Here is a 13,916-nt window from a genome sequence, read left to right as displayed (position 1 = left end):
GATCAGCAGACGCGTGGCGCTGAAGCATCGCACCGGCAATCCCCGGATGGCGACCACCGGCAGAAATTAATTAAGCCGCCGAATCACACGCGCGGGCACCCCCGCAACAAGGCAATTCGCCTCGACATCGCCGGTCACGACCGCACCCGCACCCACGACCGCACCCGAACCCACAGACACGCCGGGAAGAATTACTACACCAGCACCAAGCCAAGCTCCTTCGGCGATCCGAATCGCTTCGACTCGCATCGCGCCCGCACGCTTGGTCGGTGTCCCTATTTCGTGAGTCACGGTGAGCAGCTTCACCCCCATTGCTATGCTCACGCCGCTTCCGATCTCGACGGCGCCCTCGGCCTCGATCAGACAGTCTATGTTGATGAAGGTGTCATCTCCTATCGAGAGCCCGTCACCTGTGACGGACAATCCGCGAAGGATGCGTGCTCTTCCGACGTTCACCCCAGCGCGTCGCAGGATCCAAGCTCGAACACTTGGCCGCACTATCGCAGATGCGGAGAGTCGCCGTAGAGCCGCGTTCTTGCGCCAGCGAAGTTGTTCACGCATCTGAGCTGCCACCCAATCCGAATCCTCCGGCTGGTCCGTGTCTGCGACTCCTCAACTGCGAGAACCCCAGGACAGTCGCCGGAATCGACTGCTGCACCGAAATGCCCAGGCCTGCGCCAGTGGTCGTGCCACTCAACGCGCCAACGGCGACGCAAGGCACAAACGTGACGAGTTGCACGACTCGCAGCCTGGAGAGGAACCGAATGCGGCCGCGCTTCTTCGCCACGAGCGTCGCAGTCTCCGCAAACAAACTCGCTACCGCCCCGAGCGCGAGTCCAAGCGAAGCGCCTCGCGCCATGTCGACGTGGTCGCCCACCAACAAGCCGAGCACGCCTGCGGGCACGAGCTGGACCGTCCCGAGCCAGAGAACCGTCACCGCGATGAGGAACCCGAGGGTCAGGGTGAGCGGACGTGGCCACCGGACTTCGGCTTTGTGCTCGTCGCGAAGCGCCCCTGCCGCGACGAACGGCAAGGCACTGCCGAGCAATCCGATCGGAGCGGCAATCGTCTCGCCAAGCCGTACTCCTGCAAGAATTTCTGGCCCTCCCACAGCACCAAGGAGCGCGAGGCTTGCAACGCTGATCACGAAGAAGACGGTCCACTCCAGCACTCCGAGGCGCAGTAGCTGGATGGAATCCTTGAACCAGAGCCACAGCGGTCGTCTGGGCGCCGGATTGATCCTGCGCAGGGCAAAGGCAATGGACATGGCGACGCCGAGCGCCGATCCGATCACTGATAGGAGAGCCGCGTCGAGAGCCACGCCGCGAGTGACTGCGACGACCGCCGTCACGACCAGCGCAGTACCGAAGACCGCGCCGTCCGCAAGAGCGATCGAATACGTTGATCGATGCTCGCGAGAGAGCAAAGACCGGGCCACCTCGTATCCTCCGAGTACCCAGACTGACAGTGCCAGCAGTAAGGCTGTCGACAGCGGCAAGCCGGCCTGCGCGACGACGAACACCGCCACCGCGATAGGGGTCCCCAGTGCAACATTCACCGCGAGTAGCGGGACCAGGCGCGGCGTTCGATCTGCCAGCAGAAGTGCGGGAACGAGGACCATTCGAACAGCCCCCACCCATGTCGACTCAAGCGCCCAGGCGGCGAAGAACGCGGCGAGTGGGCCGGTGGTGAGCGCATGGGCCGCGGTTATCGACACAAGGTAATTGGCAAGCGCAAGAAACGCCTGCGCCCCCACCCGTGGCAGGAGCAGGTGCAGGACTTTCACCGTTGGTCGGCTGATCGCATTACGGCGGGCTCCAACGTTCGATCTTTCGACCGGATCACAGTCGGCTCTTCTCCAGTTCAGCAGCAACAGCTTGGTCGACCACAGTGCCGTAACGCTCCCAGGTGCGATCGTCGGAAGCTCCGCGGAGCCGTCCCGCTCGGGCGCCACGCTCCTCGTCGGACAACAGCGGAACAGAACGGAGAGCGCTGCGAAGAGGCAGCATCTCTCCGGCTGGCACGATCCAACCGTCATGCACGCTCACCGCTTCAGCTGCCCCGGTCTCATCCGTCGTGAGGACAGGAAGCCCAGACGCAAGAGCCTCGAGCACGACCAGACCGAAGGCATCCTCAAGGCTTGGCAGAACCAGAGCGTCGCTCTGGTTCATGAAAGCGTTCAGTTCGTTTGCCGACACCGTGCTTCGATGTACGACGTTGTCGGGCAGCCCGTGAAGCAGTTCCGGCTCGACAACAGGCCCGACCATCTCGACATCGACGTCAACGCCACGAGCGGCGTCGACAAGCAACGGAACGCCCTTCCGATAGCTGATCTGACCCACGAACAAGATCTTCGGCCTCCGCCGCTGGCGCCCGCCCGACGGGAGAGCGAAGAAGCGGCTCGTGTCCACACCGTACGGCGCGAGCGCCAAGCGATCCTCCGCAACACCACTCGTCCGGTACTGGCGCTTCTTGAGTTCTGACGGCACGAGCACGATGTCCGCCGCCGCGAGCTCCCGCTCGATCTGCGCCACCCTTCGCTCGGGCACAATTTCGCGCCCGGCCGCCTTGCCGAACGTCGACTCGAGCAGCGCATTGACAGCCCGCGGATGCCCGTCGACCGCGTGAAGTACTTTCACCCCGGACGCCCTGCGGAAGATGCGTTCGGCTGCTCCGGGCATCGCCATGACGACGCTCGAGTCAGCCAAGTGGCGACTCACCGACTGATCAAATAGTCGCTTGTACGCGTCCATCGCGTGCGGAGCGACAGACCGCAGGCGAGGCTCACGCGAAATGAGACGCAACACCTCGAGCAGCGGAGCAACGGTCCGGACCCTGTCGACCTGATCAGCACCCTTGAGGACGCGACTCCGGTACTTGTCGTTCGTCTTGTGCGGAAGCAACGCCAACGCGCCTGCGGTCAATGCCCTCGAGGGGAGCCAGAGTGAGCCAAGGTTGCCGCGACTTTCCAGCCAGCGCGCGTATTCGATGATCGCGCCCTCTGGATAGGGCACGGCGATGGCCACCGGAGGCAGGGTAGCCGGCGTCAATATGCTCCTTCTTTCCTGGTGACAGCCCGCACGGTCCGCCAAAGGATGACCAAGTCACTGATCAGCGACCAGTTTTCCACGTAGTAGAGATCGAGCCGCACTGAGTCCTCCCACGACAGGTCCGACCGCCCGCTGACCTGCCATAAACCGGTCATGCCCGGCTTCACGAGGAATCGGCGGTGCACGTGGGAGTCGTAGCGCTCGACCTCACGGGCGAGCGGCGGGCGCGGGCCCACGAGGGACATGTCGCCGACGAGCACGTTGAACAGCTGTGGCACCTCGTCCAGGCTGTACCGCCGCATGAACGCACCGATCCGGGTGACCCGGGGGTCGTTCTTCATCTTGAACAGGACCGTGTTGCCCTCGGCGCGGTCGAGCGTGCTGAGCTCCTGCAGACGGGCCTCGGCGTCGACGACCATGGAGCGGAACTTGATCATCCGGAAGGTCGAGCCGTTCAGGCCGACGCGCTCCTGCCGGAAGAACACGGGTCCGGGCGACGACGTCTTGACGAGCAGCGCGAGGACGAGCAGCACCGGGGACAGGACGATCAGGAGTGCGGCTGATCCGACCAGGTCGAAGGCCCGCTTGGTGTAGAGCTTGCGGCCGGAGTACGTCGGGGTCTCGACGTGGATCAGCGGCAGGCCCTGCACCGGTCGGGTGTGGATGCGCGGACCACCGATGTCGGTCAGGCTCGGCGCGACGACCAGGTGCTGCCGGCCGGGCTCGAGCGACCAGCTGAGCTGGCGGACGCGCTCGGGCGGCAGGTCGTCCGAGCTGGTGATGACGACCGTGTCGGCGCCGGTCAGCCGAAGCGCCGACGCCACGTCGTCGATGCCGCCGAAGCTCTCGATCGTCGAGCCGTCCAGCACACCACGGGTCCCGTTCGACACCGCAGCCCCGACGACCCGGTAGCCGGCCTCGGGTGCGCGGGCGAGCTCGCGACCGATGTGGAGCACGCTCGCGGTGGACCCGACGAGCAGGACCCGGGCGGAGTACCCGCCGTGCTTGCGCTCGGCGACGAGCCACTGCCGCCACATCCAGCGCGAGAGCAGCAGGACCAGGATCCCGACCGGGAACGCGATGAGCACGTAGCCACGGGCCAGGTCGACGTGCAGCAGGAACGCCGCGATCGCGAGCAGGCCGAACACCCGCACGCTCGAGTCCGCCACCAGGCGGTACTCCGCGCTACCGGTGCCGATGACGCGGGCTCCGCGGGTGTCGTACAGCGCGAGGGCCGCCATCCACACGACGATCACGACGACGGAGATCGCGAAGTAGCTGAGTCGCAGGTCCGCGGTGTTCGTCGCGAGGTTCGAGCTGAAACCGAGCCACGCGATCTGCACGCCGAACACGACCCAGACCAGTGCGAGCAGGTCGGTGACCAGCACGCGCCGCGAGTACGTGCGGCTCCATTCCTGCGTCCCCGCAGGAGCAGATGTCGGCCGGACCCGCTCCGCAGTCACGGCGTGCCCCGGCTCACCACGTCTTGCCGCCGTCCACGGACACCGCGACCGTGTCGCCCGCCCACATCCACACCGACTGCCCCGCCCGGTCGATCGCGATCGGCCCCGTGGTCGGCGCCGGGTTGCATCCCACGGGGGTGGTCGGCGTCGCCGGCGTGACGCCGATGGCGGTCATGGTCTCGACCTGCACGCCCTCGCACGCCGACGCCCCGACCCGCGCGAGCGTGTACGAGTTGCCGTCGACCGCGACGCCGCGGACGCCGCCGAGCGGCACGTCCACCCACGCGGCGGTCCCGGTGCGCCACTCGACCTGGCCGTCGCAGACGACGATCGCGGTGCGGGTGCCCTGGAACGCGTCGAGCGGCTCCGGGCACGGGTTCGCGACGGTGGTGGTGCCGAGGCGCACGCCGTCCGGCGTGATGCCGGCGCCCGAGGCGCCGGCTGCCGCCGCCTTCCAGGTCACGCCGTCGTCGACGGAGGTCCGCTCGGTCGCCTCGCAGCCGTCACCGACGGCCTCCAGCAACGAGAGTCCGTCCGTGGTCGCGCGCATCCCCCACAGGGCGCGCACGTCGTCGCCCAGGGCGACGGGCGTCCACGTGGTCCCACCGTCGACGGTGTGCTCCAGCACCACCTGCGCGACGGAACACGACGCACTGGAGGCACGCCATGCCTCCCGTCCGTCCACTGCGGACAGCAGACGGCGGGCCGGGCCCTGGGACGCACCCTGCGCGGAGGCGTCCGGTGTCGGGGTGGCGGACGCCGACGGCGTCGGCGTCGCGTCCGAGGACGCGCCGAAGGTGGGGACGGGTCGGGGTGAGCCGACCGCCTCCGGGGCGGTCCGCCCCAGCGCCATCGCGACGAGCACGACGTCCACGACGACCAGGAGCACCACGACGGCGGCGACGCCGATCAGGGTGTTCCGTTTCACATCACTGCCGAGGCCTCGGGCCCCCCGGCCTGCACGCATGTCGTCCCCCGGTCTCAGCGGTCGGCCCGGCGCAGCGTGCCGAGCTTCCCACGCGCCTTCTTCGGCGCCTTCGTGTCGGGCTGGGTGGGCTCTGCCTCGTCCAGGCCGTAGCCGTAGCCGTACCCGTAGCGGCCGTAGCCGTACGCACCCGGTCCGCGCACCGGCATCATCGTGATGACGAAGCCCGCGATGGGAGCACCGACGTTCTCGAGCGACGCGACGGCGGCGGCGAGCTGGCCCTTGTGGGTCTTGCCGGAGGCGACGGCGAGGATCGCGCCGGACGCCTTCTTCGACAGGATCGCCGCGTCCGTGACGGGCAGCAGCGGCGGGGCGTCGAACAGCACGTAGTCGAACTGCCCCTCGAGCGTCGTGATGAGGTCCTGCATGGCCTTCGAGCCGAGCAGCTCCGACGGGTTCGGCGGGATCTGACCAGCCGGCAGCACGACCAGGTTGCCGCGGCCCCAGGGCTGGGCGACGTCCTCGAGCGAGGCGCGGCCGATCAGCACGTCGGTCAGCCCGGCGGAGCCGTCGACCTCCATGTACTCGCCCACGCGCGGACGGCGCAGGTCGGCGTCGATCAGGATCACGCGGAAGCCGGCGCTGTCGAGCGCGATCGCCAGGTTCGCGACCGTGGTGCTCTTGCCCTCGGACTGCATCGACGACGTCATCACGAAGGTGCGTGCGCCGGTGCCCAGGTCGAGGAACTGCAGGTTCGTACGGAGCGTGCGGAAGGACTCGGCACGCGGGCTGCGCGGGTCGACCTGCACGATGAGCGGACGCTCGGAGGCCTTGCCGTCGAACGCGATGCCGCCGACGACGGGCTTGGCGCTGATCTTCTCGACGTCGGTCTCGGTACGGACGCGGTTGTCGAGCGTCTCGCGCAGCACGGCGATGCCGACACCGAGCGCCAGGCCGACGAGCAGACCCAGGGCGATGTTCACGGGGACGTTCGGGCTGACCGGGCTGAGCGGCACGTCGGCCTGCTTCACGCGGGTGAGCTTGACGGTGCTCGTGCCGTTCGCGTCGGTGGCCTCGATGTCCTGCACGACGTTCGTCAGGCTCGACGACACCGCGTTGGCGATCTCGGTCGCCTGCACCGGGTTCGTGTCGTTCACGGTGATGGAGATGAGCGTGGTGCTCGTCGGCGCCGTCGCCGAGACCATCTTCGCGAGCTGCTCGGCGTTCATGTCCAACTTGAGCGACGAGATCACCGGCAGGAGCACGATGGGCGTCTCCACCAGGTTCGAGTACGTCAGCACGCGCTGCTGCGTGAAGGTGTTGCCCTGCGCCAGGTCACTCGCACTGCCCGACGTCTCCGTCGACACGAACACCTGGGCAGAGGCGGAGTACACCGGCTTCTTCAGCAGGGAGAAGCCGGCCGCGGCCGCCACCCCCACCAGGGCGAGCACCACGATGAGCACCCACCCCTTGCGGAGCACAGTGATGTAGTCGCGCAGTTCCACGCGGCCGTCCTTCCCCGATCCTCGCCGTCCCTGTGGTCCCGACACAGGCCTGCGGAGGTTTTCCCAGCAGACGGCATTCAAATAGTGCCACATGGATGAGGCCCACTCGGCTGTTCTCCCCGATCCGCGCTGGCGGTCCTCTACGCTCGCCCCATGACGCCCCAGCCGGAAGCGGCCGCCCACGAGCCATCGACCGCCCGGCAGCGGGACCTCGTCGCCCTGCTCATCGCCCTCGTCGTGGCGGTCGTGCTCGCCCGGATCGTCAGCACCCTGACGCTCCGCGGGGCGATCCCGACGCCGGTGCTGCAGGTGCTCGTCGGCGACCTGTCGGTGTGGGTGCCGCTCGCGCTCGGTGCCGTGTGGGTGCTCGCGCGGACGGGACGGGGCACGCTCGCCCGGTTCCGGATCGAGCTCGGCGACCTGGTCTTCGCGCTCGGCATCGTGATCCTGGCGCGGGTGCTCGACGTGGTCCTGGCGATCTCGTTCACGGGGACGACCGGACTGACCCCCGCGCCGTCGCTCGGGGCTCCCGACGTGGGGTTCCTGGTCGTGTCGGCGATCGGCATCGTGCTCGTCAGCCCCGTGCTCGAGGAGCTGTTCTTCCGCGGCCTGTTCCAGCGCATCCTGGCCGACGAGCTGACCCCGCGGACGCAGTGGCTCGCGGTGGTGCTGACGGCGTTCCTGTTCGCCCTGTCGCACCTGTTCCTGGGCTCGGCGACGACGGCGCTCGGCGGGTTCCAGGTGTTCGTGACGACGTTCGTGCTCGGGCTGCTGACCGGGACGCTCGTCGCGATGACGAACCGGATCGGCGCGGCGGTCGTGGCGCACGTGCTGTTCAACGCGGTGGCGGTCGTCGCGACCTGGCCGCGGTAGCGCGGCCGCTCGGATCAGCGCGGCCGCGCGGCGTCAGCGCAGCGCGCGCAGGGCGTCCGCGATCGGCGCGAGCGCCGCGTCGATCTCGTCGGCGACCCGCTCGTGCGTCTCGTCGGAGCGCCGGTAGGGGTCGTCGACGTCGTCGTCCGCGGGGTCGGCCGGCGGCGGCACGGTCCCCCGGAGCCGGGCGACGCGCTCGACCAGGTCCTGCGCCGTCTCGATCCCGGACAGGTCCTCCGGCTCGAGCCCGTCGAGCACCCGCGCGAACTGCTTGATCGTGAACGCCCGCTTCGCCGCCCGGGGCGCGAGCGACACCACGGCTGCGCGGTGCGACCGCTCGGCCGTCAGCACGAGGTCGGCCGACGCCGCGATCTGCTCCGTCAGGTAGCGCGACCGGTGCGTCGACGGGTCACCGCCGAGCCGGGCGGACTGCGCAGCGGCAGCGCCGTCCATCGCTGCACCGTCGTCGGCGATCGTGCCCGCCGACTCGACCGTGAACGCGTGCGCGTCCGGGCCGAGCCGGGCGGTCAGGACCTGGGCGCCGAGGGGCGACCGGCAGATGTTGCCGCTGCAGACGAACAGGACCCGCATGCTCAGAGCGCCGCGCCGAGCAGGTCGTGGCGCACGACGATGGCGTCACGGCCGGGGCCGACGCCGATCGCGGAGATGCGGGCGCCGGACATCGCCTCGACCGCCAGCACGTAGTCCTGGGCGTTCTGCGGCAGGTCCTCGAACGAGCGGGCACCCGTGATGTCCTCGGTCCAGCCGGGGAACTCCTGGTAGATGGGCTTCGCGTGGTGGAAGTCCGACTGGTTGACGGGGACTTCGTCCACGCGCTGCCCGTCGACCTCGTAGGCGACGCACACGGGGATGGTCTCGAGGCCGGTCAGGACGTCGAGCTTCGTCAACACGAAGTCGGTCACGCCGTTGATGCGGGCGGTGTACCGGGCGATCGGGGCGTCGTACCAGCCGCAGCGGCGCGGACGACCGGTGGTGGTCCCGAACTCGAAGCCGTTCGCGCGGAGGAACTCCCCCGACTCGTCGAACAGCTCGGTCGGGAACGGACCGGCGCCGACGCGGGTCGTGTACGCCTTGACGATGCCGATGATGCGCTCGAGCTTGCCCGGGCCGATGCCCGAACCGGTCGCGGCGCCACCCGCGGTCGCGGACGACGAGGTCACGAACGGGTAGGTGCCGTGGTCGACGTCGAGCATCGTTGCCTGCCCGGCCTCGAACAGGACGGTGTCGCCCCGCTCGAGCGCCCGGTGGATCTCGAGCGCGGTGTCGGCGACCATCGGACGCAGGCGGTCCGCGAAGGACAGCAGCGACTCGACGACCTCGTCCGCGTCGATCGCGCGGCGGTTGAAGACCTTGACGAGCAGGTGGTTCTTCTGGTCGAGGGCCGCCTCGACCTTCTGCCGCAGGATGTTCTCGTCGAAGATGTCCTGGATGCGGATGCCGACGCGGTTGATCTTGTCGGCGTAGGTCGGGCCGATGCCGCGGCCGGTGGTGCCGATCTGGCGCTTGCCGAGGAACCGCTCGGTCACCTTGTCGATGGTGCGGTGGTAGTGCGTGATGACGTGCGCGTTCGCCGACACGAGCAGCTTCGACACGTCGACGCCGCGGGCGCGCAGGGCGTCGAGCTCCTGGAACAGGACCTCGAGGTCGACGACGACGCCGTTGCCGATGATCGGGGTGACGCCGGGCGTCAGGATGCCGGACGGCAGCAGGTGGAGCGCGTACTTCTCGCCGCCGACGACGACCGTGTGCCCGGCGTTGTTGCCGCCGTTGAACTTCACGACGTAGTCGATGCGGGAGCCGAGGAGGTCGGTGGCCTTCCCCTTGCCCTCGTCACCCCACTGGGCACCGATGATGACTGCTGCGGGCATGGAGGTTCTCCTCACGTTGGCGGAGGACCGCACCGGCGGGCTGGGCCGATGGTCCACCCGAGTCTATCGAACGGTCACCTACCCGCTACCTCGCGCGGTCGGACCGGGTCGCGTCGCGACGTGGTCGCGACCCACGGACGGACGGGAGGCACGGTGTCAGCTGGCACCGTGCCTCCCGTCCGTCCGTGGTGACGCTGGATCCGAGGTGACGCTCCGCGGTCAGGCGCGGAAGAAGTCCTGGTACGACGGATCGCCGACCGGCTGGGAGTGCCCCGGCTCGGCGAGGCGCTCGGCCACCATGGCCTGGATCGCGTCCGGCGGGGTGAGCCCACGGCGGCGCCACTCCATCGGGTTGGCCCGGAGCTGCATCAGGGTGCTCTGCGTTCGCATGGGACGACCTTCCCACCGATTGCCTAGTTTGTCTAACTACATGTCCTGTTGCCGCACTCCGGTTGCGCCGGACGTGCGGAACGCCCCGCCACCGAGGGGTGACGGGGCGTTCCGGCAGGTGCGTCAGCGACGCGGAGCCACCTTGGCGGTCGACTTCGAGGTCGCCGAACCGTCCTGGTACCCCGTCGCCTTCGCGGTGACCTGCACCTGGAAGCGGTGCCCCTGGTCGGTCGTGCCGAGCGAGTAGCGCTCGCCGGTCGCACCCTTGACGGCCACGCCGTCACGGAGCCACTGGTACGAGTACGTCACCTTCTTGCCGTCCCACGAGCCGTGCTGCGCGCGGAGCGTCTTGCCGACCTTCGGGTCACCCGAGATCGTCACGGCGCTGCCCTTGCGGAGCGCGAGCGTCGGCGCGGTCTGCGCCGCCGCGAGCGTGTCCGCCTGGTCGCCCACCGCGTTGCCGAGGTGGAGCAGCAGGATGCGGGCGTTCGTGACGTCCGCGGGACGCGTGACCTGCAGCGAGCCCTGGTCCGCGAAGAGCACACCGGTGGTGGTGCCCTGCGCGAAGGTCAGCGCCGGCTTCGACGGGTCGTACGTGGCCGAGTCGGTCTCGTCGACGACGTAGGAGCCGCTCGTGGCGAGGGCCGGGGCGTACGCCGACTCGGTCAGGACCGAGTAGTCGAACGGACCGGTCGCGCCGATCGTCGAGGCCGAGACCGTCAGGACCTTCACGGCGCTGTCGAACGTGTTCACGTCCTGCCCGGCGGTCCCGCCGCCCAGCGGCTGCGAGTCGACCGTCTTGCCCGTCGCCAGGTCCACCGTGGTGGCGAACGTGGCGTCGACCGTGGCCGACTTCGCGTCGTACACCAGGTAGTCCGGCTTCCCGTCGCGGTTCGTGTCGATCATGACCTCGACGTTGGTGACGGCGCCCGGGTTGGCGTCGGCACCGGCGGTCTGGACGCCGAACGCGAGCGTGTCGGACGCCTTGTCGTAGTTCGCACCGTAGGAGCGGATGTCCGCGGCCTGGAGCGACTGCTTCGCCGAACCGGCCGGGAACGACTCCTGCGGGTCCGTCCCGCCGAGCACGAACGGCGCGACGACCGAGTGGTACCCGGTCACGGCGTCGCCCTGGTCGACCGCACGCCCGGTGAGCGCGAGGTCCGCCGTGGTCTGCGCGCCCGAGAACGCGATGTCCTTGCCGTGCACCGCACTGACCGGCTTCGGGGCCACGTAGGCGCCGAGACGGAGCGGGTTGAGCGACGAGTCGGTCGGCGCGAAGGCCACGACACCCGACGCAGCGGCGACGAACTCACGCTGGTAGCCGGACTGCACCGACTCCTGCGTGGGGTCGATGACGCGACGGAGCTTCGTCGGGTCGGCGATCGTGAACGTCAGCTTGACCGTCGCGGTGCCGTGGGCCGGAGCCGTGACCCGCTTCGTGCTCAGCGTGAACGCGACGCCCGGCTGGTCCACCTGCGGCTGGTAGGCCACGTCGTAGGTGTGCGGACGGCCGTCGGTGTTCTCGATCTGCAGCGTGCGGGACTCGGTCGTGGCACCGCTGACCTCGACGACACCGTACGAGGCGGTGACGAGCTGGTCGTTCTCGATGCTGCGGACCGTGGTGCCGGCGGTGACCGCCTGCAGCGCGTCGACGCGGCCGGTGCCCTGGCGGAGCAGCGTGGCCGTGCGGTCGCCCTGGCGGACGTCGTGCGTCGCGGTGTTCATCACGGCGGCCTTGACCTGCGGGGCCGTCCAGGACGCGTGCGACTGGAACGTCAGCGCGACGATGCCGGCCACGTGCGGGGTCGCCATCGAGGTCCCGCTCATCGACATGCGGCCGTCACCGGTGCCGTTGGCCGCGGAGATCACGTTGACCCCGGGGCCGGCGACGTCGGGCTTGACGATGTCGTCGAACGATCCGTGGACGCCACGGCTGGTGAACGGTGCGAGCGTGTTCACGTTCGCCTGGTCGGTCGCCAGCTGGAAGCCCTTGAGCTCCTGTGCGAAGCGCACGTGCAGGGTCCCGGCCTGGGCAGCGGCCTGGAGGCTCGCCACACTGTCCGACGTGAGCTCGGCTCCCGGGATGGTCGCGTTGCCCGCGATGCCGGAGTCGAAGCTCGTCACCGTTCCGGCCAGCAGGACGCCGACACCGCCGGCCGCCTGGACGTTGTTGAAGCGGACGCCCGAGCCGCACTCGAGTGCGCCGTCGGTCCACTTCAGCCAGACGACCTTGCCCTTCACCTTGGCGGCCTCGTCGGCGCTGAACGCCTGGCAGCCGTCGATGTTCGTCGACGGGACGACGACGTCGCCCTCGACCGGCAGGGTGCCCTGGTAGTTCTGCGAGTACTGCGCGCGGTAGGTGTTCGCGACGTCCGCGGGGGCGGTCGCCTGCACACCGTCGAAGAGCGACTGGCCGGTGGCGCTCGCGGCCACGGTCAGGGCGCCCTCGGCGTTCCCCGGCGAGCCACCGATGTCGGTGAAGTCGTCGGCGTTGCCCGAGGCGATGACCGGCAGGACACCGCGGGCGGTGAGCGCGTCGATCTTGGCGTTGTCGGGGTCGTCCGGAGCGCCGTAGTCGGAGCCGAGCGACAGGTTCAGGACGTTGATGTCCTTGCCCTCGGTCAGGGCCTTGCCGACCCAGTCGAGCGCGGCACCGGTCAGGTCGGTCGAGCCGCCGTCGTCACCGAACACCTTGAGGGCGTACAGCCCGGCCTGGGGCGCGGTACCCGGGCCGACCCACATGTCCTGCACGGTCTGGTTCGTGAGCTTCGAGTAGTCGCCGCGGAAGGTCTTCTTGTCCGCCATCAGACCGAAGCCCGCCGCGGTGCCCGCCACGTGCGTGCCGTGGTCGCCGCCCTTGCCGTCGATCGGGTTCGCGTCCGGCTTCGGGGTCGGGTCGTACGCCGCGCTCGAGGTGTCCGCGTTGTAGGTCGGACCGGCGAAGTCGTAGCCGCCGAGGTACTTCGAGCCGTCGTACCAGCTCGGGTCGGGGGCGTTCGTGCTCGCGAGGGCGGTCTGGTACGCGGCCGTGGTGCCGGGGCCGCCGAAGTCCGCCTGCGTGTAGTCGAGACCGGTGTCGAGCACGGCGATGTTCACGCCCTTGCCCGTCTTCCCGGTCTGCTGCCACGCGTCGAGGGCCCGCGTGTAGACGTCGCTCGCCGCGTTCTTCGGGCTGACGCCGTCCGCGCCCGGCTTGACCAGGTCGGGGTCGACGCCGCTCGGGGCCTGCGACGCATCGCCCGGTGCCGGGTCGACGATCTTCTTCGGGGTGAGCGGGATGATGCTCTCGACGTCGGAGCGCTCGGCGATGCTGCGGAGCGCGTCGACGTCGGCGACGACCGCGACGCCGGGGACCGTGTACTCGGTCGAGTACAGCTCGGTGGCCTTCGCGTCCGACTGCTTGACAGCGGCGCTGACCGCGTCGACCGTCGACGCGATCGCCTGCACGCGCTGCTTCGCCTGCGTCGACTGGGTCTTCGACTTCGTCAGGTCGCCGCCCTTGGCCTTCGCGTCGACCGCGAGCGCACCCTCGCCGGTCGTCCGCACGAACGCGGCGATCGTCTTCGAGGGCTTCGCGTCGCGGAGCGGCTGCGCGAGCTTGAGGTCGGCCGACGACAGCCCGGTCGGGGCGGCGTTCGCGGCGCCGCCGACGGCGAGTCCGCCGCACGTCAGGGCCACGGCGGCGATGCCGGCGGTCAGGACGCGGGTGAGCCGGCGGTGCCGGATGGGGGCGGTGGGGTCTGTCTGATCTGGTGTTGCACGGTTCGGTGTAGCTCTGGTCACAGGGCGCACTCCTCGGGTTCCGTCCGTGGTGGGAATTC

General features: G+C 69.5%; 11 protein-coding genes. 1 reads left to right on the top strand and 10 read right to left on the bottom strand.

Annotation, left to right across the window (positions count from 1 at the left end):
- Nucleotides 1–66 precede the first annotated feature (66 nt).
- The 6 genes from FB462_RS03635 to FB462_RS03610 all read right to left on the bottom strand — a co-directional run bounded on the left by FB462_RS03635 (nt 67) and on the right by FB462_RS03610 (nt 6,943).
- Nucleotides 67–423: an acyltransferase gene (locus FB462_RS03635; protein WP_167509992.1), complete on the bottom strand. Its 357-nt coding sequence runs from the start codon at nt 421–423 to the stop codon at nt 67–69.
- Between the two features lie 130 nt (nt 424–553).
- On the bottom strand, nt 554–1,786 hold the full coding sequence (locus tag FB462_RS03630; RefSeq protein ID WP_141860237.1) for a hypothetical protein: 1,233 nt from the start codon (nt 1,784–1,786) through the stop codon (nt 554–556).
- A 55-nt stretch (nt 1,787–1,841) separates the two neighbouring features.
- On the bottom strand, nt 1,842–3,026 hold the full coding sequence (locus FB462_RS03625) for a glycosyltransferase family 4 protein (protein WP_141860235.1): 1,185 nt from the start codon (nt 3,024–3,026) through the stop codon (nt 1,842–1,844).
- Between the two features lie 20 nt (nt 3,027–3,046).
- Entirely contained in the window at nt 3,047–4,438 is a 1,392-nt protein-coding gene (locus FB462_RS03620; RefSeq protein ID WP_229666882.1) for a sugar transferase, read from the bottom strand.
- A gap of 88 nt (nt 4,439–4,526) precedes the next feature.
- A complete protein-coding gene (locus FB462_RS03615) occupies nt 4,527–5,441 on the bottom strand; it encodes a hypothetical protein (protein ID WP_141860231.1) in 915 nt (304 codons plus the stop codon).
- A gap of 53 nt (nt 5,442–5,494) precedes the next feature.
- Nucleotides 5,495–6,943, bottom strand: coding sequence for a tyrosine-protein kinase domain-containing protein (locus FB462_RS03610; protein ID WP_141860229.1), 1,449 nt, complete (start codon nt 6,941–6,943; stop codon nt 5,495–5,497).
- Between the two features lie 153 nt (nt 6,944–7,096).
- Between FB462_RS03610 and FB462_RS03605 the strand changes: the two genes are divergently transcribed.
- Nucleotides 7,097–7,816, top strand: coding sequence for a CPBP family intramembrane glutamic endopeptidase (locus FB462_RS03605; RefSeq protein WP_141860227.1), 720 nt, complete (start codon nt 7,097–7,099; stop codon nt 7,814–7,816).
- Between the two features lie 33 nt (nt 7,817–7,849).
- Here FB462_RS03605 and FB462_RS03600 read toward each other — a convergent pair whose 3' ends face one another.
- The 4 genes from FB462_RS03600 to FB462_RS03590 form a co-directional block, all read right to left on the bottom strand.
- On the bottom strand, nt 7,850–8,407 hold the full coding sequence (locus FB462_RS03600; protein WP_141860225.1) for an arsenate reductase/protein-tyrosine-phosphatase family protein: 558 nt from the start codon (nt 8,405–8,407) through the stop codon (nt 7,850–7,852).
- Nucleotides 8,408–8,409: 2 nt separating this feature from the next.
- Nucleotides 8,410–9,705 (bottom strand): adenylosuccinate synthase, encoded by a 1,296-nt coding sequence (locus tag FB462_RS03595; protein WP_141860223.1) that lies wholly within the window; start codon nt 9,703–9,705, stop codon nt 8,410–8,412.
- 219 nt (nt 9,706–9,924) lie between these two features.
- Nucleotides 9,925–10,095, bottom strand: coding sequence for a hypothetical protein (locus FB462_RS17180; protein WP_167509991.1), 171 nt, complete (start codon nt 10,093–10,095; stop codon nt 9,925–9,927).
- A 123-nt stretch (nt 10,096–10,218) separates the two neighbouring features.
- Entirely contained in the window at nt 10,219–13,878 is a 3,660-nt protein-coding gene (locus FB462_RS03590) for a S8 family peptidase (RefSeq protein ID WP_167509990.1), read from the bottom strand.
- Nucleotides 13,879–13,916: the final 38 nt, after the last annotated feature.

Source organism: Curtobacterium citreum, from assembly GCF_006715175.1.
Taxonomy (GTDB): domain Bacteria; phylum Actinomycetota; class Actinomycetes; order Actinomycetales; family Microbacteriaceae; genus Curtobacterium; species Curtobacterium citreum.
The sequence above is the reverse complement of the archived record's forward strand: the minus strand, read 5'-3'. Positions and strand labels throughout refer to the sequence as shown.

What these genes read in the sequence shown, in the direction of transcription:
- FB462_RS03595 (WP_141860223.1), bottom strand. Translation starts at nt 9,705, where the DNA reads ATGCCCGCAGCAGTCATCATCGGTGCCCAGTGGGGTGACGAGGGCAAG.
- FB462_RS03600 (WP_141860225.1), bottom strand. Translation starts at nt 8,407, where the DNA reads ATGCGGGTCCTGTTCGTCTGCAGCGGCAACATCTGCCGGTCGCCCCTC.
- FB462_RS17180 (WP_167509991.1), bottom strand. Translation starts at nt 10,095, where the DNA reads ATGCGAACGCAGAGCACCCTGATGCAGCTCCGGGCCAACCCGATGGAG.
- FB462_RS03605 (WP_141860227.1), top strand. Translation starts at nt 7,097, where the DNA reads ATGACGCCCCAGCCGGAAGCGGCCGCCCACGAGCCATCGACCGCCCGG.